The sequence below is a fragment of the Bradyrhizobium tropiciagri genome (assembly GCF_001189845.1).
Lineage (GTDB): Bacteria > Pseudomonadota > Alphaproteobacteria > Rhizobiales > Xanthobacteraceae > Bradyrhizobium > Bradyrhizobium tropiciagri.
Window position 1 is genome coordinate 16,539 of the sequence record NZ_LFLZ01000013.1, and the last position, 20,873, is coordinate 37,411.

23 protein-coding genes and 3 pseudogenes are annotated in these 20,873 nt (G+C 60.3%); 8 read left to right on the forward strand and 18 right to left on the reverse strand.

The window, feature by feature from the left end:
- Positions 1 to 26: 26 nt before the first annotated feature.
- The 3 genes and pseudogenes from AKN84_RS13275 to AKN84_RS13285 all read right to left on the reverse strand — a co-directional run bounded on the left by AKN84_RS13275 (position 27) and on the right by AKN84_RS13285 (position 2,838).
- Positions 27 to 581, reverse strand: coding sequence for an inner membrane-spanning protein YciB (locus AKN84_RS13275; RefSeq protein ID WP_050421149.1), 555 nt, complete (start codon positions 579 to 581; stop codon positions 27 to 29).
- A gap of 58 nt (positions 582 to 639) precedes the next feature.
- On the reverse strand, positions 640 to 1,215 hold the full coding sequence (locus AKN84_RS13280; RefSeq protein ID WP_050421150.1) for a hypothetical protein: 576 nt from the start codon (positions 1,213 to 1,215) through the stop codon (positions 640 to 642).
- Positions 1,216 to 1,435: 220 nt separating this feature from the next.
- A pseudogene (locus tag AKN84_RS13285) lies at positions 1,436 to 2,838 on the reverse strand (carotenoid oxygenase family protein).
- A gap of 112 nt (positions 2,839 to 2,950) precedes the next feature.
- On the opposite strand from AKN84_RS13285, the gene AKN84_RS13290 reads away from it, so the two are divergent.
- Positions 2,951 to 3,676: a TetR/AcrR family transcriptional regulator gene (locus AKN84_RS13290; protein WP_050421269.1), complete on the forward strand. Its 726-nt coding sequence runs from the start codon at positions 2,951 to 2,953 to the stop codon at positions 3,674 to 3,676.
- A 54-nt stretch (positions 3,677 to 3,730) separates the two neighbouring features.
- Positions 3,731 to 4,207 carry an OsmC family protein gene (locus AKN84_RS13295; protein WP_050421151.1) on the forward strand — a complete coding sequence of 159 codons (477 nt, stop codon included), beginning with the start codon at positions 3,731 to 3,733 and terminating at the stop codon, positions 4,205 to 4,207.
- Between the two features lie 15 nt (positions 4,208 to 4,222).
- On the opposite strand, the gene AKN84_RS13300 is transcribed toward AKN84_RS13295, so the two are convergent.
- Positions 4,223 to 4,825, reverse strand: a complete 603-nt coding sequence (locus tag AKN84_RS13300) for a hypothetical protein (RefSeq protein WP_050421152.1) — start codon at positions 4,823 to 4,825, stop codon at positions 4,223 to 4,225.
- A 165-nt stretch (positions 4,826 to 4,990) separates the two neighbouring features.
- Here AKN84_RS13300 and AKN84_RS13305 point away from each other — a divergent pair, with 165 nt between their 5' ends.
- Entirely contained in the window at positions 4,991 to 5,674 is a 684-nt protein-coding gene (locus AKN84_RS13305) for an SET domain-containing protein (protein ID WP_050421153.1), read from the forward strand.
- A 29-nt stretch (positions 5,675 to 5,703) separates the two neighbouring features.
- On the opposite strand, the gene AKN84_RS13310 is transcribed toward AKN84_RS13305, so the two are convergent.
- Positions 5,704 to 6,138, reverse strand: a complete 435-nt coding sequence (locus AKN84_RS13310; RefSeq protein ID WP_050421154.1) for an RrF2 family transcriptional regulator — start codon at positions 6,136 to 6,138, stop codon at positions 5,704 to 5,706.
- 83 nt (positions 6,139 to 6,221) lie between these two features.
- Between AKN84_RS13310 and AKN84_RS13315 the strand changes: the two genes are divergently transcribed.
- Positions 6,222 to 6,728, forward strand: coding sequence for a group III truncated hemoglobin (locus tag AKN84_RS13315; protein WP_050421155.1), 507 nt, complete (start codon positions 6,222 to 6,224; stop codon positions 6,726 to 6,728).
- Positions 6,729 to 6,898: 170 nt separating this feature from the next.
- Here the strand turns inward: AKN84_RS13315 and AKN84_RS13320 are convergent.
- Together AKN84_RS13320 and AKN84_RS13325 are read right to left on the reverse strand one after the other, a co-directional pair.
- Positions 6,899 to 7,296, reverse strand: a pseudogene (locus AKN84_RS13320) (hypothetical protein).
- A 33-nt stretch (positions 7,297 to 7,329) separates the two neighbouring features.
- Positions 7,330 to 7,554 carry a hypothetical protein gene (locus tag AKN84_RS13325; protein WP_050421156.1) on the reverse strand — a complete coding sequence of 75 codons (225 nt, stop codon included), beginning with the start codon at positions 7,552 to 7,554 and terminating at the stop codon, positions 7,330 to 7,332.
- 264 nt (positions 7,555 to 7,818) lie between these two features.
- Here AKN84_RS13325 and AKN84_RS13330 point away from each other — a divergent pair, with 264 nt between their 5' ends.
- Positions 7,819 to 9,204, forward strand: coding sequence for a tyrosine-type recombinase/integrase (locus AKN84_RS13330; protein WP_050421157.1), 1,386 nt, complete (start codon positions 7,819 to 7,821; stop codon positions 9,202 to 9,204).
- A 42-nt stretch (positions 9,205 to 9,246) separates the two neighbouring features.
- On the opposite strand, the gene AKN84_RS48335 is transcribed toward AKN84_RS13330, so the two are convergent.
- From AKN84_RS48335 to AKN84_RS13360, 7 genes are all read right to left on the reverse strand, one after another.
- Positions 9,247 to 9,426, reverse strand: a complete 180-nt coding sequence (locus AKN84_RS48335; RefSeq protein ID WP_193399654.1) for a hypothetical protein — start codon at positions 9,424 to 9,426, stop codon at positions 9,247 to 9,249.
- Positions 9,427 to 10,385: 959 nt separating this feature from the next.
- Entirely contained in the window at positions 10,386 to 12,023 is a 1,638-nt protein-coding gene (gene groL, locus AKN84_RS13335) for a chaperonin GroEL (RefSeq protein WP_050421158.1), read from the reverse strand.
- An 87-nt stretch (positions 12,024 to 12,110) separates the two neighbouring features.
- Complete coding sequence (locus AKN84_RS13340; RefSeq protein WP_050421159.1) at positions 12,111 to 12,509, reverse strand: Hsp20/alpha crystallin family protein; 399 nt, start codon at positions 12,507 to 12,509, stop codon at positions 12,111 to 12,113.
- A 50-nt stretch (positions 12,510 to 12,559) separates the two neighbouring features.
- Entirely contained in the window at positions 12,560 to 12,985 is a 426-nt protein-coding gene (locus AKN84_RS13345) for an Hsp20/alpha crystallin family protein (RefSeq protein ID WP_128970741.1), read from the reverse strand.
- A gap of 249 nt (positions 12,986 to 13,234) precedes the next feature.
- Positions 13,235 to 13,873 carry a MarC family protein gene (locus AKN84_RS13350; protein ID WP_050421161.1) on the reverse strand — a complete coding sequence of 213 codons (639 nt, stop codon included), beginning with the start codon at positions 13,871 to 13,873 and terminating at the stop codon, positions 13,235 to 13,237.
- Positions 13,874 to 14,429: 556 nt separating this feature from the next.
- Complete coding sequence (locus AKN84_RS13355) at positions 14,430 to 14,651, reverse strand: hypothetical protein (RefSeq protein WP_050421162.1); 222 nt, start codon at positions 14,649 to 14,651, stop codon at positions 14,430 to 14,432.
- A gap of 37 nt (positions 14,652 to 14,688) precedes the next feature.
- The gene (locus AKN84_RS13360; protein WP_050421270.1) at positions 14,689 to 14,886 is read right to left on the reverse strand and encodes a hypothetical protein; all 198 of its coding nucleotides are present in this window, start codon (positions 14,884 to 14,886) and stop codon (positions 14,689 to 14,691) included.
- A gap of 630 nt (positions 14,887 to 15,516) precedes the next feature.
- On the opposite strand from AKN84_RS13360, the gene AKN84_RS13365 reads away from it, so the two are divergent.
- A complete protein-coding gene (locus AKN84_RS13365; RefSeq protein ID WP_157863290.1) occupies positions 15,517 to 15,912 on the forward strand; it encodes a response regulator in 396 nt (131 codons plus the stop codon).
- A gap of 8 nt (positions 15,913 to 15,920) precedes the next feature.
- Positions 15,921 to 16,307 carry a response regulator gene (locus tag AKN84_RS50665; RefSeq protein WP_050421164.1) on the forward strand — a complete coding sequence of 129 codons (387 nt, stop codon included), beginning with the start codon at positions 15,921 to 15,923 and terminating at the stop codon, positions 16,305 to 16,307.
- A 127-nt stretch (positions 16,308 to 16,434) separates the two neighbouring features.
- Here the strand turns inward: AKN84_RS50665 and AKN84_RS13375 are convergent, their stop codons facing one another.
- Together AKN84_RS13375 and AKN84_RS13380 are read right to left on the reverse strand one after the other, a co-directional pair.
- Positions 16,435 to 16,932 (reverse strand): Hsp20/alpha crystallin family protein, encoded by a 498-nt coding sequence (locus AKN84_RS13375; protein ID WP_050421165.1) that lies wholly within the window; start codon positions 16,930 to 16,932, stop codon positions 16,435 to 16,437.
- A 91-nt stretch (positions 16,933 to 17,023) separates the two neighbouring features.
- Entirely contained in the window at positions 17,024 to 17,479 is a 456-nt protein-coding gene (locus AKN84_RS13380; protein ID WP_050421166.1) for an Hsp20 family protein, read from the reverse strand.
- Positions 17,480 to 18,307: 828 nt separating this feature from the next.
- Here AKN84_RS13380 and rpoH point away from each other — a divergent pair.
- Positions 18,308 to 19,258: an RNA polymerase sigma factor RpoH gene (rpoH, locus tag AKN84_RS13390; RefSeq protein WP_050421168.1), complete on the forward strand. Its 951-nt coding sequence runs from the start codon at positions 18,308 to 18,310 to the stop codon at positions 19,256 to 19,258.
- A gap of 355 nt (positions 19,259 to 19,613) precedes the next feature.
- Here rpoH and AKN84_RS13395 read toward each other — a convergent pair whose 3' ends face one another.
- On the reverse strand, positions 19,614 to 20,570 hold the full coding sequence (locus AKN84_RS13395; protein WP_050421169.1) for a sensor histidine kinase: 957 nt from the start codon (positions 20,568 to 20,570) through the stop codon (positions 19,614 to 19,616).
- Positions 20,571 to 20,620: 50 nt separating this feature from the next.
- Positions 20,621 to 20,823, reverse strand: a pseudogene (locus AKN84_RS48925) (response regulator); the annotation flags it as partial.
- Positions 20,824 to 20,873 lie beyond the last annotated feature (50 nt).

Below are 20,873 nucleotides of genomic sequence, written 5' to 3' on the forward strand. Positions count from 1 at the left end.
GCGCGCCTAGTTCGCGGCTGCGGCGATCAGGCGCGGGCTGTGGCGCGCAGCCGGTTTCCGACCAGGAAGCGGAACGCGACGTACTGGATCGCGAAGGCAACGATCTTGGCGCCGAGCAGAACCACCGACACGTAGAACGCCCACAGCTTAATGTCGCCGGTCGCTGCCACCGCGATGGTGCCGGCGGCAAGGATGAACATCAGCCCGGCCCAGGCAAAGCCGGCGAGGGTGGCGTATTCCGGAATGGTCTCGGTCACGATCGGCGGCAGATAGCGCAGCATCCAGCCGCGCTTGAGCATGATCGCACCGATCGCGATATGGCCGATCGCGGGCTTTGCCAGCACGAAGCGCGGATCGTTGGTGAAGAGCGTCGCGCCGCCCAGCACGATCACCAGCCCAAGGCTCGCCCAGGTCATGTAGCCGAGCGCCTGTCCCTTCACGCGCGCGTAGATCACTTGCGCGATCGCGCCCGCGATCGCAACGCCGGTCGCGATCAGGACATTGTCGGTGGCGAGATAGACCACCAGGAACACGATGGTGGAGAGGAAGTCGCTCGCGAGCCTGGCAAATACGCTCTTCATCGTCGTGGTTTCCGTTTCCTCAGACGTGGTGATTGTTCTGGTGTTATGACGGCAGCGTTCAGTGCGACGGCAGCGCGCCAGGCGGCGGCGCGCCGTACTTGGCCGCGCGATACTGCGGATACCAGCGGGTGAAGCCGACCGCGGCGTTGCGCGCGGCGAAGGCGACCAGCAGACCGCTCCATAGCGGCAGCGCCGGCACGTAGAGCACCGCGATGTTGCTGATCAACATCAGCAGCGTCGCCGCGGTCCAGGCGCCGGTGATCAGGTAATTGGCATGGATGAAGCCAGGCTGCTTCGCGATCTCGGCATCGACCTGCTCGACCGCGTATTGCCGCGTGAAGGGATGGCCGATCAGGATCGAGCCGAACGACACTGCGAGGATGCCGGCATCGACCTCGATCTTCACCGCGATCATGCTTGGCGTCGCATCGACGAAGGTGAGGTAGAAGCCAACCGCGGTGAACACGATCACCGAGCCGACGCCGAGGATCTTGATGCTGCGGCCGCGCGCGATATCGAACGCGATGACGGCAAGGCAGATCAGTGCGGCAGCGAGCAGGCTCACCGTGGCCGAGGTCACCAGCATCAGCGTGGCGAACGCACCGTAGGGAGCGAGGATCAGGAAGATCGTCATTGCGCGCCTCGAGGGCTAATCTTTACAACGTAAAGATAACCTAGAGGCGGGCAAGGAAAGCGTCAAGCGAAATCTTTACAGTGTCAAAATCGTGAAGTGGCGAGGGAAAACTGAGAAATGACAACGAAATAGGGCGCCTGCTCACGTGGATGCCCGGCACGCGGCCGGGCATGATCAGCGGAGAAATTTCAGTGGCTTTCATGTCTGGGACGATTGAGTGCTACTCCGCCCCCACCCAATTGCCGTGGAATCCGTCCGGCACGCGATGGCCGAGATGAACCAGCGCCGCCGGGCCGACCTCGACATCCTGCGCGTTGAAGACGGCGAGGTCGCTACGGTTTTCGCGGGCGCGCCAGACCACCGCGAGCAGCCAGCCGTCGCCTTCCGCGGCGTCGGCGCCGCGTTCGACGAACACCGGCTCGGAGATCGTATCACCGGCGGGCAGGAGATAGTGGCCGAGCCGCTTGCCGCGGCCGTCGACATGCACGATGCCCGACAGCGCACCGAACATCGGCAGGTCAGGGTTGGCGCAGGCGTACCAGCGTGATTGCTTGCAAAGCCCGCGCGGCGATCGTCAACGCGGGGGAATTCACCGGTGAGATCGTCGAGATAGGTTTGCGTGAAGCGATCGGTGTTGCCGGAAAGGTCGAAAGTCCAGCGGCAATAGCGGGCGCGGTTTTTCTTCGGATCGGTCGGCGAGCCGTCGGGATGGTTGAACAGCGGCGCTTCCTCGAACTGCATCACGTCGGCGACGATGCGGTTTCCTTCCTCCCACGCATTCATGACATGGAAGACGTAGCAGGTCTCGGCGCGGAACCAGACGATGTCCTTCGATGCGCCGTTGCGCTTCATCACGCCAACATAGGCGCCTTTCTCCGGCTCCCAGGCGTAGGGCGCCTGTCCGCGCATCGCGCGTTGCATGCTGCCGGTGATCGGCAGGATCGGAAACAGCACGTGATTCTCGGTGACGATGAAGTCGTGCACCATGCTGGCATAGGGCGCCTCGAAGCGCTCGAACCGCGTCACCACGCCGGATGCGCTCACCGCGCCGTACGACAGCGCCGGCGTCAGCGGACCCGCGGCGTTGTAGCCGAAGAACACCATTTCGCCGGTGACTGGATCGATCTTGGGATGCGCACTGAAGGGGCCCGAGATCGCGCCCTGGTAGTCGCAATAGCCGAGGCGATTGAGCGTGCCCGGCTCGATCTCGGTCGGCAGATGGCCTTCCTCGAGCGCGAGCAGGCGGCCGCCATGGAAGATGATGTTGGTGTTGGCGACGCCGCCATCGGTCGTGGTCGTGGCCGGCGCATCCGGTATCTTGCGGCCGAAGCCGCCGAACAGCGCGCGGCCCGCGTCGTGCTCGGCCTGCCATTTCGGGGTGCGGACCCAGCGGTTGCGGTAGCTGGCGCGGCCATTCTCGAGATGGAAGGCGTGCAGCATCCCGTCACCGACGAACCAATGCGCGCCCGGCGCCTCGAACTGCGGATTGGGGCCGTTGCGGTACAGCGTGCCGTTGAGTTCGCGCGGCAGCTCGCCTGAAATCTTCAGGAACGGCGCATCGGCTTCAAACGGGATCGGCGCGAGATTGGACCGCGCCGTGTTCGAGGTGACCTGGTCGAGCATTCGCATCTCCCTGCATTATGATCTTTACATCGTAAAGATATCAGTAGGGATCACGCCTTCGATCGTCAAGCAAAATCTTTACAATGTAAAAATTGCGACATATAACGGCGTCATGGCAAGATTATCCAAGGAAAACAAAGCGACTCGCCCGGTGCGGGCTCCGACGCGCCGGGTTGCGCGGGTCGCTGCGGACCGTCCGGCGTCGCGGCGCCGGGCCAATGACACGCCGTATCATCACGGCGATCTGCATGAGGCGTTGCTCAGGGCCGCCGAGCGCGTGCTCGAGCGTGACGGACTGGCTGGGCTGACCTTGCGCGCGGTGGCGCGCGAGGCCGGTGTGTCGCATGCAGCTCCCACGCATCATTTCGGCGATCTCACCGGCCTCGTCAGCGAGCTTGCCGCGATCGGCTTTCGCCAGTTCAACGAGGCGATGATCGTCGCCGGCGCGTCCGGTGCCACGCCGAACGAGAAGGGGCTGGCGCGCGCGAAGGCCTATATCGCCTATGCGCAGGCGCATCCCGGCATGTACGGGCTGATGTTCCGCACCGAGCGGCTCGACATGAAACGGCCGTCCCTGCACGAAGCGGCGAATACCTCGTTCGCCGGGCTCGCCGGCTCGATCGGCGAAAGCCGTCACGAGCAGATCCAGGAACGGGCACTGTCGCTCGACCAGGCCGCGGCGATCGTGCGCGCCTGGTCGCTGGTCCACGGCTTCACGATGCTGCTACTCGACGGACGCCTGACCGACGTGTTGAACCGGATGCCGCCGGGCAATACCGTGGAGATGCTGCTCGAGGCGATGCTGAGGGGGGCGGTCAACAAGCCGCCCGGGTGCTAGCCAAGGCTTGATCCGGTAAAGGCTTGGTCCGGTAAGTGTGTATGCGGAGATCGTATGAGCGGGAAGATACATACCTACGACGTGAAAGTGACGTGGACCGGCAATGTGGGCAACGGCACCAAGGCTTATCGAGATTACAAGCGCGACCATGAGATAATGGCGGCCGGCAAACCGACTATCGCCGGGTCTTCCGACCCGAGCTTTCGAGGCGACCGTACGCGGTGGAACCCGGAAGACCTGCTCGTCGCGGCGTTGTCCGCCTGCCATAAGCTCTGGTACCTCGGGCTTTGTGCGCAATCCGGCGTGAACGTCTTGTCCTATGAGGACGATGCGCACGGCACCATGGTCGAGGAAGCGGGTGGCGCGGGGCAGTTCACAGCGGTCGTTCTCCGCCCCAGAATCGTGATCGATGCTTCATCCGATATCCAGGTCGCCCGCGAGCTGCACCACAAAGCGCACGAACAATGCTTCATTGCGAGATCGGTGAATTTCCCGGTCGAGAACGAACCGGACATCGCCGTCGCCGCTTGAACGATCTCAGCGCATCTAGCGTTTTGTCAGCGCCGTGGTGCGGCCGCTCTGGCCGATCGTCTTGACCTGATCCGCGCCGCACTTGAAATCGCGGGCGAAGTCGTCGGCGGCCTGCCGCGCCAGCTCGTTGGCGTTGGGATTGGCGGCGACGTCGACATAGGCGACATGACAGACATCGCCCGGCGGCAGCCGCGTCACCGCGAGCATCGCCCGTGAGACCGGGCCGCCGCGCTTGTCCTGTTCGCTGTTGTCGGCGATCTGCCAGCGCTGGATGATCGCGAAGGGTCTGCTGCCTGCGGCACGCCATTCGACCGTATCGCCGGTCGAGCTGAACGGGCCGAACCAGGCCTGCGCCGCCGGTTCCTTCGCCGCAGCCGCGCGGTTTCGGCCGACCGAAACCACTTCGCGCAGATCACCCTCGTTGATCAGCACCACAAGGCCGGATTTCCCCGGGCAGATCCGCGTGGTGCTGCCGTCCTCCTCGTTGGGCTTGCCGATCATGCGGCAGGCCTTCGGCGCGGTCGAGGTGAAGCTGCTGCTGATCGTCTCAGAGGCAGCCTGACCGGGATTTGCGCAGGCCAGCGCCATAACGGCTGTTGCAAAAGCAAGGTATTTCATCGGGGGAAACCTGCGATCCGGACGTTACTTTGTGTCTGACATATGCAATCTGGGGAAGGTTCAACAGACACGCTGGAAACACCTGACAGGCGCGTGGAATCGTCCTAGAAGGGCGGCTTCGCAACTTTGTCGCGTGCGCCCCGGCGTGCCTCAGCCTCGATCATCATGCCCGCATCATTATCGCACAAGCCCTATCGCGTTGGTCGTTCCCGTACCGGCCTCGGCCTTTTCGCCACCAAGCCGATCAAGAAAGGCACCAAGATCATCCGCTATTTCGGGCCGTTGCTCGATTCGAAGAAGAAGGATGAGGACGCGATCGAGAACAAATACCTGTTCGAGCTCACCAACCGCTGGACCATCGACGGCTCGATCCGCGAGAACGTCGCCCGCTACATCAACCACGCCTGCCGGCCGAACGCGGAATCCGACGTCAAGCCCCGCAAGCGCAAGGTGTTCATCCGCGCCATCAAGGACATCGAGCCGGGCGACGAGATCAACTACGATTACGGAACCGACTATTTCAAAGCCTATCTGAAGCCGATCGGCTGCAAGTGCGATGCCTGCGAGAAGAAGCGCAAGAAGAAGCGCGCGGAGGCGAGGGCAGAGCGGCTGCGGCTGAAGGAAAGGGCCGAACGGAAGGCCAAGCGCGAGGCCGAGAAGCTAGCCGAGACGCGGGCCAGGCAAAGGAAAGCCAACGCGAACAAGGCCGCCAAGGCAAACGGCAACGGCAAGGCCCTGAATGGCAAGGCTCTGAACGGCAAGCACCTCAACGGCCACAGCCTCACTGCCGCGGCAGGCAAGCGCGCGGTCCCTTCAAAGCGTGGCGCGGCGCGCGTGCTGCAAGCCTGAGCCCCGAGACCGATCCTGTTCGAGGATCGTCATGATGCGCGCGCCGGATGACGCGGGGGACGCGGCAGGTAGGCGCATTCGGCAAGCGTGGTTCCGTCGAGCTCGCGCATGAAGGCCTCGCGCGCCGCGGCGAGCCTTGCCTTCAGCCGGCAGCGCGGCAGCAGCACGCAATCCCCGCCATCTTCCCTGAAACATTCGACCAGCGCGCTGCCGCCTTCCAGCGCACGGACCACTTGCCCGAGGGTGATGGTCTCCGCCGGCCGCGCCAGCGAAAACCCGCCGCCCGCGCCGCGCTGGGTCGCGATGAAGCCGGCCTCGGCGAGGTCGCGCACCACCTTAGCGAGGTGATTGCGGGAAATGCCGAACTCGGCCGCGATCTCGCTGGTGGCGAACGACCGATCCGGCTCGCCGGCCAGCCGCATCAGCGCGCGGAGCGCAAAATCCGTGAACGAAGTCAGGCGCATGGAAGCCCTTCGAAATCAGCACTTGGCGGATCAGCTATAGCAGTTTAAATAGGTATTTGAAATGCATATTTTGGGTGTGAGTGATGACAGGAGCAGAGCGCCGCGAGCAGATCACCGCCGAGATCGTCGCGCGGACCGGGATCACCGAGGCCATGATCGCGCAGCTGGTGCACGCCTTCTACGCAAGGGTGCGCAATGACCCGATGATCGGGCCGGTGTTCGAGGCCAGGATCAGCAATTGGGAGCCGCATCTGGCCCAGATGTGTGCGTTCTGGTCGTCGGTCGCGCTGATGACCGGGCGCTACCACGGCACGCCGATGGTCAAGCATATGCCGCTGCCGATCGATGCCGCGCATTTCGATCGCTGGCTCGAACTGTTCGAGGCGACGGCGCATGAATTGTGCCCGCCGGTCGCCGCCGTTCATTTCATCGAGCGCGCGCGGCGCATCGCCTCGAGCCTCGAGATGGGCGTCGCCAGCGGGCAGGGCGTGATGCTGGCGGTTGGCGAACGTTACAGGCGAAATCTCCCCGCGTCATTCCGGGGCTCGCGAAGCGAGAGCCCGGAATCCATCGGTCCAAAGTTCTCGTAGCACAATGGATTCCGGGCTCGCGCCAGGAGGCGCGCCCCGGAATGACGGCGTTCGTTTCGTAGGGTGGGTAGAGCGCAGCGAAACCCACCATCTTTGCCGCGGGTCGAAGCCGATGGATTTCGCTACGCTCTACCCATCCTACGCAGCTCCGCTCGCAATGATGGTCGCTACTACACCGTCACCGCACCTTCACTCCTGCGCAACCCGACATATTGCAGCTCGGCGAACACGCCGGTGGCGATCGCCTGGGCGAGGATCACGATCGTCCCGAAGAGGTTCGGCGACACCGCGCCCGAGAGCAGCAGCGCGATGCTGGCGAGCGTCCAGGCCGCGTTGCCGGCGACCACGAGGATCACGGGGCCTTTCGGCAGCGAGGTTCGCGCGCCGAGCCAGCCGACCAGCGCGGTGTAGGCGATCAGGAACAGCCCGGTCTCGCGCAGCAGCGCTTCCGGCAGGCCGAGCAGCGAGCCAGCGCGCTGGTGTCGAGCACCATCGCTATGGCGGATACGCCGCTGAACACGGCATCGGCAAGCAAAGCGCGGCGCAGCAGCTGGGACGAGTGGATCATGGCAGTGTCTCCTCTGGTTTGGGACGGGAGTGGTCAGCGGAACAGGGACTGCAACTGACGCCACAGCCGCGGCGGGCACAGCGCCTTGCCGACCCTCATCTCGACCGCGTAGACCTGCGCGAACACGAACAGGCCGGTCGCGTGCACGAGCGGCTGGGGCATGTTGAGCGAGCGCGCGACCAGCCAGGTGGTCAGGTGGGCCAGCCACGGCAGCAGGACGGCGAAGGCGCGGATAAGGGACAGCATCAGCATGGTCATCTCCTGTGCCGTGGAAGATGAGCCGCCCCGCGCGCCAATTCGATTACCTCAGGCGTAAAAAATTAGCCTGTTCGAAGGTGTTCGACGCCGTTCGTTTGGCTGGCAAAACCCCTTGAAAAACAGATGCTTCTGCGTACATCGGTGTCCGTCCCTGTTTGTTCTTCGCCGCCTCCAGCCGACCGATTTGTTGGTATTTTTGTTGGTATCGGAAGAACAAACGTTCTCGGTAAAATTACGATATTCCGAACGAAGAGAACAGAGCAGATGGCACGCAACAAAGGCGAGTGCGCCAATCCCGGGCAGATCAGGACCGACGTCGACTGCCGCGCCGCCGGGCCGAAGTTTCAGAACGGTGCATGGCGAGCGACCAAGATTTCCGACGCGACCGGCGGCGGTCTCTATCTGTTGATCACGCCGGACCCGAGCAGAACCGGCAAAGCGGGCTCCAAGCTCTGGCGGATGGCCTATCGTTTTCACGGCAGGCAGAAGACCTATTCCATTGGGCCCTACGGCAATGGCAGCGACGGCACCGTCTCGCTCGCTACGGCACGCCAGAAACGTGACGCCGCAAAGGGCCTGCTCACACAGAACCGGCCGGTCGATCCCTCGATCGAGAAGCAATTCGAGCGCCATCGCCAGGCGGCCGAGCGGCCGTTCGGCGTGTGGATCGACGAATGGCTCGCGGAGAAGAAGACCGAGAAGATCAAGCGTGGCCGGCTTGTCACCGTGCGTAGTCCGCAAACCATTGCGCTGCTTGAAAGGTGGTCTGGCTACCTGAAGAATCGTTTCGGCAATCTCCACCGGCCGGACATCAAGCGTCCCGACGTGCTCGCCTTCTTTCGGACGATGCAGGCCGAGGGGAGGTTGGAGACCCGTGACCGGGTCCACAGTATCGGCGAGCAGGTCTGCGACTACGCCGACCTCGAAGGCGACGGCTATAATCCGTTCCGCGCCTGCAAGAAGCAACTCAGTGTCAACGTCTCAACCCCGCGCCCGGGCGTCACTGAACCCCAGGACATCGTTCGCCTCTTCAGCCTGATCATGCCGCTATGGCAAAAGGCCAGATTTGGCGACGTGGTCGGTGATGCCCTACGGGTCGATGCGTTGACCGTCCCTCGTCCCGGCATGATCAACGACATGGAATGGACCGAAGTCGACTGGGATGCCAAGCGCTGGACCATCCCCGCGACGAAGATGAAGACCGGATGGGACCACGTCGTGCCGCTGTCACGCCAAACTCTCGCGATCCTGCGGCGCGTGCAACAGATCACAGGCAATCGGCGCTACGTGTTCGCTTGTGCCCAGGATGCGCCACTGTCGAGCAGAACGCTATGTCAGCGGCTGCGCGCGCTCGGCATTGATACCAAGGTCGAGCATTGCGCACATGGTTTCCGCACGACTTTCTCGACCCTTTGCCACCATGAGGAGATCGAGGAAACCAAGGCATGGGACAGCGACGTCATCGAGCTGCAATTGGCACATCTCGAAAGCAATTCGGTCAAGGCGACCTACAAACGGCATGGCCCCCTCGCACTGATCGGCTCGCGCACGAAGCTGATGCAGCATTGGGCCGACCGGATCGATGGCTTTGCCGATCCAAAAAAGATTGTGCCGGTCGAGGCAATCCGAGAAGGCTTCGCAACCAGCTAAACTAGGCCTGTCTTCATGTACCCGGTTCAATGCGAGGAAGGCTCATATGGTAAGCGTCGATGGAATCGGCATCGACCATGGTCTGGCCGCCCATTTTGTAGGCGATGATTTCCCTTCGTTGATCAACTCGTAGGCCTTGGTTCGGCCAAAGCCGCCGCGCTCCAATGCCTTTTTCAGTGGGATCAGGTTCCGTTTCTGGCGGGGCTCACCTAAAATCGCCATGTGTTCTCTCGTAATCGGCTTGCCACGTCGATAGCTACGGCCACATCGCGGTCTCGCGCAGCCAATCAGCAGCGTGCTTTCGGCCGCCACTCTACGTGCAAAGCCGCTTGTCGCTCCAGTGAAGCTAACGAATGCTTGAAGCATTGTGGGAGAGCTGAAAGAGCCAAGGATCGTTGTGAGCCAGTGAGGTCGGATATGAACATAGCGATCATTTTCCGTTGACCGGACTCTTTGCTTTGAGATGACCACCTTGATGAAGACGTATTAGGGAACCCTTTGCCCTAGCTAGCGCAGTCTTTCCGATGATGGATTGGAGCGAGAGTTCGAGTTTTTCAATTGGTTAGATGACGCCGTGTGCACGACGTGTGCACCGGGAGATCAAGAAAGATCTTGTCACAGCCAACATGAGCAGCCTTGTAGTGCATGTGCAGAGTCTGAATTGCCGAGGGCCTGAGGCGGGCGAGTGCTTACGAGCAGTCTCAGTTGTTCGATGTGGAACGATCGATATTCGTGGGTTTGACTCCCACTCTCTCCGCCACTTCTACGCCACAGCTCTCCCCTTTATCCAATTGTTCGAATCTACCGCAAAGCCACCGAAATTTCGCTATGTTGCGCGCTTCTTCGCGCAAAGCCGTAGTTTTTCACCGTAGGTTCGGAGGAAAAGACCAGCGGTCACACTGCTCGCGCTGCGTGCGACCATTTGTCTTCGCGGAGGCAAGGAGAGGACAAAGGAGTTGGCGGTTGGCGGTCAAAGTCCAGCGCTGAAGAGTTTTATGCCCGCCGCGTGTGAGCGAATACGCTCCGCGACATCAAACTTGGAACCAATTCCAACACGGCTCCTGCGGTGAGGATATTGATAGACGATTTGCCCTGGGACCCTTTCTGTAGCAAGGGCCGCCGGTCGCACGCGGCGTAAGTAGACCGGGGGACCGGCCTCTATCCGCACGTCGTTTGTACCCTCAGAAGTCCATTGCGCCGGCGCCCGCGGGGACAGTTTGGCCAGCTCCATTCTTCTTCTGGGGCGCTTCGGCGACCATGGCCTCAGTCGTGATCAAGAGCCCGGCGATCGAAGCTGCGTCCTGCAGCGCGGACCTTACGACCTTGGTCGGGTCGATGATGCCTTTCGCGAACAGATTACCGTATTCTGCTGTCTGCGCATCGAAACCCCAAGCATAGTCCTTGGTTTCGAGCACCTTTCCAACCACGATCGATCCATCTTCTCCCGCATTTTCGGCGATCTGCCGCGCCGGCCAGGTGAGCGCCCGCTTGACGCTTTCCAGGCCGTGTCGCTGATCGTCGTTTGCGGGCTTGAGTTTCGCCAGCGCCGCCGTGGCCCGTAGCAGCGCCACTCCGCCGCCAGGAAGAATACCTTCTTCGACTGCGGCGCGCGTCGCGTGCATGGCATCATCGACACGGTCCTTCCGTTCCTTGACCTCGACTTCTGTCGCGCCACCGACCCGGATGACGGCAACTCCGCCAGCAAGCTTTGCCAGCCGCTCCTGCAGCTTTTCCCGATCATAGTCCGACGTGGTCTCTTCGATTTCGGTTCTGATCTGTTTAATGCGCGCCTCGATCTCCGACTTCTTACCGGCGCCGCTGACGATGGTCGTATTATCCTTGTCTATCGTGACTTTCTTGGCGCGTCCCAACATCGCGAGCGTGACATTCTCAAGCTTCGTGCCGAGTTCTTCGGAAATGAAATTGCCGCCAGTCAGGATCGCGATGTCCTGCAACATTGCTTTGCGGCGGTCACCGAACCCGGGCGCCTTGACAGCGGCAATCTTTAATCCGGCCCGCAGCCTGTTCAAGACAAGCGTGGCGAGCGCCTCACCCTCTATGTCTTCGGCGATCATAAGCAGGGGCTTGCCGCTCTGCACGACCGCTTCCAGCAGCGGCAGCATCGGCTGCAACGCCGAGAGTTTCTTTTCATGGATGAAGATGTATGGATCGTCCAGCTCAACCCGCATCTTTTCTGCATTGGTGACAAAATAGGGCGAGATGTAGCCGCGGTCGAACTGCATGCCTTCGACGACTTCGAGCTCGGTATTAAGACTCTTGGCTTCCTCGACCGTGATCACTCCCTCGTTGCCAACCTTTTTCATTGCATCAGCCAGGAAGCGTCCGATTTCCTTGTCACCATTGGCCGAGATCGTCGCGATCTGCGCTATTTCTTCATTTGAAGTTAGCTTCTTGGTATTCTTCTTGAGTTCATCGACGACCGCATCGACCGCGAGATCAATACCACGCTTAAGATCCATAGGATTCATGCCCGCTGCGACCGCCTTTGCGCCTTCGCGGACAATTGCATGTGCGAGAACGGTAGCAGTAGTCGTGCCGTCGCCTGCCTGGTCGGACGTCTTCGACGCGACCTCGCGGACCATCTGCGCTCCCATGTTCTCGAACTTGTCCTCGAGTTCGATGTCCTTCGCAACGGTTACGCCGTCCTTGGTGATGCGCGGCGCCCCAAAACTCTTCTCAAGCACAACGTTGCGGCCCTTCGGTCCCAGCGTCACTTTGACGGCATTGGCTAGAATGTCGACGCCACGGAGCATCTTGTCCCGGGCGTCAGTCGAGAATCGTACCTCCTTTGCGCTCATGATTATTCCTCCGAAAAGCGTTTGCCAGCGCGGCGCACGCACCTGCGTAGTGAACTATTCTCTCGACCCACCCGAGACAAAGCCCCTTCAATTGACCTGGATGGCTCGCGGCTTGGCTTTCTCTGCAAGCGGCAGCATGAGCGACAGCACGCCGTCCTTCAGCTCGGCTGCGATCTTGCTCTGATCGATCTTGCCGAAAAGCCGGAAGCTTCGCGAAAAGTGACCGACATTGTACTCGGTGTACAGCGGCTGTAGGCCCCGGTACTTGGAGAAGTCGAGCTTTCCGTCGACCTTGAGCACGTCGTCCTCCACTCGAACGTCGACGCTACTCTTGTCGACCCCCGGCATTTCGAGAACCACGTTGAGCCCATCCTTGGTCTCATAGATGTCCGCGTTCGGCACGAATATGCGCGCCGGGATGGTGGTCTCCTCCTTCTTCTCCAACTCCCGTTTTTGGGTGACCTGCAGTTCCTTCTTAGAAGCCATGATTGTAATCTCCTCAAAGCTGCGCGGCGCCTTATGGCGACAGATTGCGGTCAGGATATTTTGATGGTGCGTGGCTTGTCGCTTTCCGCACGCGGCAGGAATAGCGCCAAAATGCCGTCCCGATATTCGGCCTTGATGCCATCTGGCTCGATCTGCACGGGGACGGAGAGCGTTCGATCGAACTCGCCGGAGACGCGCTCGCGTCGATGCAGGCTCGCCTCTTCGGGATAGTCGACATTCTTCTTTCCGAAGATGCGGATGGTGTTTTCCTTCGCCTCGATCTGTAGATCGCTCTTGCTGACACCCGGCAGCTCTATGATGGCCAGGATGTCGTCGCCTTGCTGGAAAACGTTAATCGGTGGGAATGGTCCGCGGCTGGTCGTGAGGTCTTGCAGCCAGTCGCTGGCCAAGCTCGCTTCAAGAGAGCGTTGTAGATCGAGAAGTGTGTCGAACGGATCAGCAAATCCCATGATCATGTTTGCAACCCCATGTACTTGTGGACGGGGCGAGAAGGCATCATGGTCGCCCCTCGGAGCTTTGATTTGGGACGACCCGTGGCACTGTCAAGGGGTGAGTGCTAACCGGGGCAAGTGTTTGCTGTTACCCTCATAAGTAATTGAAATTGCTGCATGAAATATAATTTCAGATGCAGGCTGCCAGCAGCCCATTTGGAGTGCGTCTCGTCAGTTTTTCCAAGTAGAGGCGGATTTGCTCGAGCGCCTTGGCTATTGGCCCGCCAATCCCGGCAATTCACTCCTGATGCCAGTCATGATGAAATTCACGCCGATCGCGGCGACGATAAGCGCCATCACGCGCGTCATGACGTTGATGCCGGTTCTGCCTAGAAGCCGCTCGATTGCTGCGGCCATCCACAGCGTAAGTCCAATCAGGAGCGCTGCGAGCAGCGAGGCAATTGCAAGCAGCGCTTTGGGAAGCCATCCCGGATTGTCGTTGGATAGAGTGATCATGATGCTCAACTCGGCCGGCCCCACAAGCAGCGGAAAGGCAAAGGGGGTGATCGCTAGCCCGTGAATATCCACTTCGCCGCGCGCCGTTTCGTCAGCAACTTGTATGAATCTTCCATACTGCGCCTGAAACATCTCGAAGGCGATCATCAGCGCCAGTAGGCCGCCTGCGATGCGGAAGTCATCGAGTCCGACATTGAAGAAATTTAGGATCTGCTTGCCAAGCAGCGCCGAGCTCATGAAGAAAACCGCGACGGCCGCGGAAGCCAGAATGATGATGCGGTGTATCTGTACGCTTTCAACCTTGCGCGTCATCGCCAGAAAAATCGGAATGGCTCCGACCGGGTTCGTCAGTGCATACAGCAGCATGGTAATGCCGACAAACTGATTCCAGGCCATCGTCTAAGCACCGACCTTTTGAAGAGATGCGCAGCCGCGCGTCCCCCGGCTGGGCGTCGGGCAGGCGCAAGCAGGCTCGCCTTCAACGTTCCAGCAACCAGTTTGCTCCACTCGGAACGCGACCCCTCAGCTTCGGTCCCAACATTGTTCGAACTGCGGGTTGACCGGCCGACGGAAATTCGTTCCAAAATAGGCTTCCGGGGAGCTATCCAATGCCGAGGCGCCTGTTCACGGGCTTTGGCATACTTCTGCGGAACCACACACCAGTCGCAATTGATGCCGATCGGGCGGAGCCAAGCCTGCGCGACCGTGCGCCCCCGCTTGACCGAGCATGATCCGCAGGCGTGTTAAAGCTGACGGTGTTTTGCAGTGGTTATCCAGACTCATCGACACGACAAGCAAGCGCGTACGCGGTGGGCGCTCCTACTCAGCAAGCCGTACTCGTCCGGAGAACTTTCGGCCAAGGTCGAGTCGATGCTTCGGGCAAAACGGATGCCGTCTCCTGTGATGGTCGCAGGGAGCGAAAAATCCGCGGAGGCACAAAAATAGTCCCATCCTAATTCCTCTCAATGGTAACCTGCGATTCCGCCGCAAGGCCGGCAAGAGATTCCGCAAGGGAGCGCCGCAGCTCTTCATCTGTAGCATCTGTCCCCTTCCAGACAACGATACGCGGCACCTCACTCCGGCCACTCCAGACGAGGCTATACTTGCGGATCAGGCCGCTTTCCTTCACGCAATCAAGAGCCTCCGTCAGTGCGTCATGGATCTTTGCAGTCATCCTTGCCTCGTCATGAGTTGCCCATAACGTTGGTCTTTCACTCAGCTCCGGTCCGCAGCATGGCTCGTGCGACTTCTAGCTCGCTAATCGCTCGACGAAGCGCTGCTCGCGCCTCGGCCTTGTCGCCGCTCGCGCATGCTGAACACAGCTCTTTAAGATAGCGGGTCGCCACCTCGGCATGCGCAACAAGGTCCGCGGCACCCGCAAAGCCGGATCGGCGCTTCGTGTCATTCATCGAACCCACTCCCGACCTCTGCCCGAATGTTTCAATGGCATTGACGAATGTGGCCATACAGCAACCGCAAGCAGAGTTTCTCTGTCTCTCCTGCTTGGAGCCTTCGATCCGCAGAACGCGCTGCGCGACGGCTTGTTCGCGCCTCCGGGCCATCAAGCGCTTGGCAGTAGGAATCATAGGACAGCGTCCTGGCGTTTCAAGGACGGCATGACCAGCACGACCACCCAACATGAGTGCCGTAAGGGGCAGAGCCGTGCGAAACTTCAGCCTGCGCAGCGGTCCTTGAGCGCTCTGGCTCATGCTTCACCGCGTCCGGAAGTATCGATCGAGGGAGGGGAACCATGATTGGCGTGCCGGAAATATACTGTCGCTAGGGCTTCGTCGCCGGCGTACTCCAGACCGGCCGGGATGACCAACCGCCCTTGCCTTGGTCATGGGCGCAGGGAGAAATGCCGCCGTCGACTGCTGACGACCGTTCTTCGGCGCGTGCTCGAAGCGTGCAATCGAACGCAGGACTTTTCACGAGCGAGCTAACCCCAGATGCGCGACCGTTCGGGCCAAGCTCTATGTCGGCACTTTGAGGAACCAACTGTTTGCCGACCGATTATGCGGTTACAGAAGGGCGTGCGTATGGCCACGGTTCCATTGCTACGTTTGGATACAGGGCCAATTCGGGTTTTGCTCGTCGAAGATGAGACATTCATCCGCTTGGACGTTGCAGAGACCCTTCGGCGAGCCGGGTATGAAGTGATTGAGGCCGCCAAAGCCGACGCTGCGATGGAGTTCATTGAGGCGGGTGAGCAGGTTGACCTGGTGGTTACAGACGTACAGACGCCTGGCCTTCTAACGGGCCTGACTTTGGCCGAGCGTATTCGGGCCAAGTTCCCGATGGTGCCAATCATCATAACCTCCGGAAACACGAACATAGAGGACGCGGCGAGCCGATTAGGGAAGTTCTTGCCGAAGCCATATCCGCCTGATGGGATTCCGAAGCTGATCGGAGAGATCATCGGCTTATTACCGTGACGAAATGAATGCAAATAGCAACTGTTTTGGTGGTGGAGCAGGACATTCTCGTCCGCCAGCCACTTGCCCAGTATCTGCGAGACTGCGGTTATCGTGTCCGGGAAGCAGTCGATGGCGACGAGGCTCGTGCAACCCTTTCGAGTGGCAGACATACAGTGGACGTTGCGCTCATTGGCGTGAAAAGTTTGCCGAGCGAAAGTGGGTTTGCTCTCGCATCATGGATCAGGGATCACCAGCCTGACGTGAAGGTGCTGCTCGGGGGGACCATTACCAAAGTTCTGCAACTCGCCGGCGGCCTATGTAACGATGCCCCCGATGGTGGGCTGGATTATAAGACGGTGCTTGATCACATCCGTCGGTTAGTCGCTGCTCGCAATCGCGGAAGGACAAGCTAACCAAGGAGCAGAGGTTCTCGATCGGCTTCCAAACTTGGACGCTTGTCCTTGGCTTGGGGCTCAAGCCGAGTGACATGCAAAGAGCAAAGGTACAGCGGGAGCAGGGATCCCGCTCCCGCTGTGACGCTTATTTGCCGTTGATCGCAATGCGCTTCACTTTCGACTGTGCCTCCGGCAGCTTCGGCATGGTCACGGTCAGAACGCCGTTCTTGAATGCGGCTGACACCTTGTCTTGATCAACACCCTCAACCGGAATGCGCCGTTCGAAGCGGCCGTAGTAGCGCTCACTGAATCGTCGATTCTTGTCTTCCGTTTCGGTCTTCTTCTCGCCCTTGATCGACAGGACGCCGTTGGCGAACTCGACCTCAACGTCTTTCTCGTCGAGGCCTGGCAGTTCCGCCGCGACCCTCACGTCCTTGTCGGTCTCGCTGACTTCGATGTTAGGCCAGCCCATGGACCGCTCAAGCAGGTGGTCGCCAAAGGGGGCAAAATCGAAGCCCCGAAAGACGTTGTCGAATAGACGATTCATTTCGCGATGCAGAGCCAAAAACGGGCTCGCGTCTCCGCCTCGTTGGGCGGGAACGTTACGACCGCGGCCCCAGGGAATGAGATCAGTCATAGCCATAGTCTTTCTCCTTGTAACCCGGTTATCTGCAAGCGTCCGCGGTCGCGGCATCCGCCGTGCCGCGAGACAAAGCACAACTGGCAGCAGACCTTCAGGCCGCCTGCTTGCTCTCAAGCTGTTGGTTGTCGCTGCCAGCGTTGATGGCAATCTGGCGTGGTTTCATCGCCTCCGGAACTTCACGCACAAGGTCGATCTTGAGCATGCCGTTCTCGAACGAGGCGCCCTTCACTTGCACGTAGTCCGCGAGGTTGAAGACCTGCCGGAACGGACGTGCCGAGATACCTTGGTACAGGTACTGATGCGCGCCCTTTTCGGCTTTTCGGCTCTCAACTGTCAGCACGTTCTGCTCTGCGGTGATGCTGACCTCTTCGGGCGTGAAGCCAGCCAGCGCCAGCGAGATTTGGTAGTGGTCCTCACCGGCCCGTTCGATGTTGTAGGGCGGATAGTTATCGCTGTTCGTCCATCGGACGGAATCTTCGATGAGGTCAAACAGGCGATCGAACCCAACCGTCGATCGCCAAAGGGGAGCAAGATCAAAGGTGGTCATAGCCACATCCTCCTTTCGAGCAACATGGTTACGAGCGCCGCGGACACCGTGTCCGGCGCCCAGTGGCCGGGCCCCGAAGAGGCGCCCGGTGCAGGTCGGCGTGCCGCGCCTGCACCTTTCGAATTAGAAGCCAAGGCCTGCTTTTCAAGAGGTTTTTTATCACTTGCGAAATCGGCGCGCGGGAACCCATCTCTCCTTGCGGCGGGCTGGCGTGAACCTGGACGCGACCGCTCGTTGCGGCAGACGATCGACAATCAGGAGCCGTAGTCCGGCTGTATGACTTCGGAAGGGTCGCAGGAACGAGGCCCCGCGCTGGTTTTCATCACCGCAGTGAGCATTGGGCCGGAGCGGCGGGGTGGTGTCCATTCTCGACCCGGAGGGCCGCAAAGCATTCGCGGCGATGGGGCCGCGTGGGTCTGCTCCGAAGCTAACTTCCAAGATAGCGCTGGAACAAATTTCCTGGATCACAGTTCTCTGCAGCGCCTCACCTGCGATCCGACGCCTGAAGGGGTCCATGGACGCAGCGACGGCATCCCTCGTACCCATCTTGCTCTTGGAGGATTTGGATATGGGACGCATCTCCACCTTTTTCGGCAGTCTAGCCAGGCCTTCGATCATCTCCTCACTGCGCTCGAGCGGCGATCGGGCCGTCTCTTTTCCGGGCGACGCTTTGCGCGCCGTATCGATAGCGCTAGGGCCTATCTGAAGAAGCGCCTTCCGCAATGGCACAGCAAGCTTAGATCCCTGGTGAGCAAGATCGGCGCCAAGACGTCGACCAGCTCGCGATAAGCTTGCGCGTGTGAAGATCGGAAGAAAGGAGCGATCGTCATGGCGACTATCGCGGCACTCCCATTCGTGACCTCGCAAGGCGGGCTCTCTCGCTACCTTGTCGAGATTCAGAAATTTCCGCTTCTTACGGCGTCCGAAGAGGACATCTACGCAAGGCGTTGGCGTGAGCACGGCGACCGCGAGGCTGCATACCGTCTTGTTACAAGTCATCTTCGGCTGGCAGCCAAGATCGCAATGAAGTATCGCCGATATGGCCTGCCTATAGCCGATCTCGTTTCGGAAGCGAATCTTGGCTTGATGCAGGCCGTCAAGCGCTTCCAGCCGGAGAGGGGCTTTCGACTGGCGACCTATGCCATGTGGTGGATCAAGGCCTCCGTCCAGGAGTATGTCTTGAGATCATGGTCGCTGGTGAAGATGGGTACGACAGCCGCCCAAAAGAAACTGTTCTTCAATCTTCGCCGGCTGAGAAGCAGACTATCCGCGTTCGAGGAAACGGATCTGGGCCTCGACCAGGTGAACTATGTCGCGAACCAGCTGAAGGTTGCCCCGCCGGAGGTGATCGAAATGGATCGGCGACTACGCGGCGATATCTCGCTCAATGTTCCCATCAGCGATGAGGAGACCACGGAGGAATGGCAAGACCGGCTGGTCGATTCTTCACCTGATCCCGAACGTCAGCTAATCGACGCGGATGATTACGGACGACGAGAAGCCGCTCTCTCGGAGGCACTTGAGATGCTGTCGGCGCGCGAGCGGGCAATCCTGGAAGCGCGGATGCTCGCGGACCAGCCGAAGACGCTGGACGAGCTGGCGCGGCAGTTCCGCGTCTCGCGCGAGCGGATCCGGCAGGTCGAGCAACGCGCCTTTCAGAGACTGAGGGACGCAGTGCACGCACGGGTTGCGAGCTCTTCCCGTCCCGCAGCATTGTCGGCGAAAATGGTCGACATTGGCGATCGGAGATCATCACCATGCTCACAGAGACCGTCCTGAGCGTCATGCTCGCTAACATCGTGAGCGTTGCGGCGGCACTGCCGTTCATTGCTGCGCAGCACTCATTGCCCAGCGAGGGGACGGCATCGCAGTCTTCGTCACAGGAACGCGGACGGGCGCTCCCGCTTTCCCGACCCGCTCGCCGTCGCCGCCAAGATCGAACTGAGCCGCACATACTGGCGTCTCATCCTTCTCGGCGTCAGACCAAACACACGCGCGTGTTGGGGAGTTGCTAAAGCACGCCGCCATGGAGGCACCGGTTCGACTAGGTCCAGGCGATTGTGCCAACATGCGCCGACGCAAATGTCTAAGCTGGTGAATTGCGCCGGCTGACATCAGAATGCGTTTGCGCAAGTTAGGTATCGAGTGCGACTGCCACTTGCACCTGACAGCCTTTCGGGAGCGACACGCGCGTCATTTCTCCCTTCATTTGGGCGGTGAGCATTCTGATCAGGCGCGTTCCCAACCCATCACTGGCGTCGCTCGGACAGCCCACGCCGTCATCCGTGACAGTGATGGTGATGTGCGGGCCATTAGCCTGGACGGCGACCTCGACTAGACCGGTGCGGTCATCGGGGAAAGCATACTTGAACGCGTTGGTCGCCAGCTCGTTTACGATCAAGCCGACCAACGCGACATGAGAGCTCTTCAGCGATATGTCGTCGCATGTGACGCGTATCGCAATGGGACGAATCCCTCGATGAAAATCTGCCAGGCTCTGGCACAGTCCCTCGATGTAAGGAGCAAGCGGAATCCTCTGATCGCCTCGGGCGTCGTGCAAGCGGTCGTGCACCTGCGCCACCACCTGGACCCGGCTAACCGCCGAAGCCAGGGCTATTTGAGTTTCCGTGTTGGATGCTGTTCGCGCTTGCATTTGCAGCATCGATATTACTGTACTCAGTTCATTCTTGGTCCTATGACGCAGCTCTTCGAGTAACGTTTCGGCGTAGGCGTTCGCCTCGGCAAGCCGCTCAATCGCCTGCCTTAGGGTCTCGGTCACCGCCGCTATCGTTAAACCAGTCGCCACAAAGATCAGCAATGGGATCGTGCTCTCGCTGAACGGCTTCGGTATGTAAGTCGCTGCGACGACGGCGCTCGCAAACGTAGCCAAAAAGCCTGATCCCCTGTCGAAGATCACAGAGACCAGAAATATCGCAGGAACAAAGAGAAGGAGCGAGTAAGCTTTCAACTCGGCGTAGAATGCCAGATGGGTGGCGTAGGTCAGCGCAACCGAGGCAAGCGTGATTAGATACCGGACCCAAATCGGGTACCTTGGTGTAGTGGGCAGAAAGCGAAACAGAAACTGCTCCATCCCAACCCAATGTGAGGCGCGGATGTGCGTTCCTAAACACACAAGGTCAGCTACATTGTCGTACCACCGCTGTTGAGGAGCTGGGAAACAGCTGTGACCAGCTGTGCCGGTGCAAAAGGCTTTCCAAGAGAATGCCGTTCGGCACGCCCTGCGAGCCCCATTGATCGGCGGCAGCTCCCGCGATGTAGACGACAGGAAAAGCTGGATTGATCTCCCTGACTTGGCGCGCCAGCTCCCAGCCATTCTTGGCGCCTTTTGAGGTTAACATCATCACTTACTATGGTTGAGCACTTTGCGACTCCG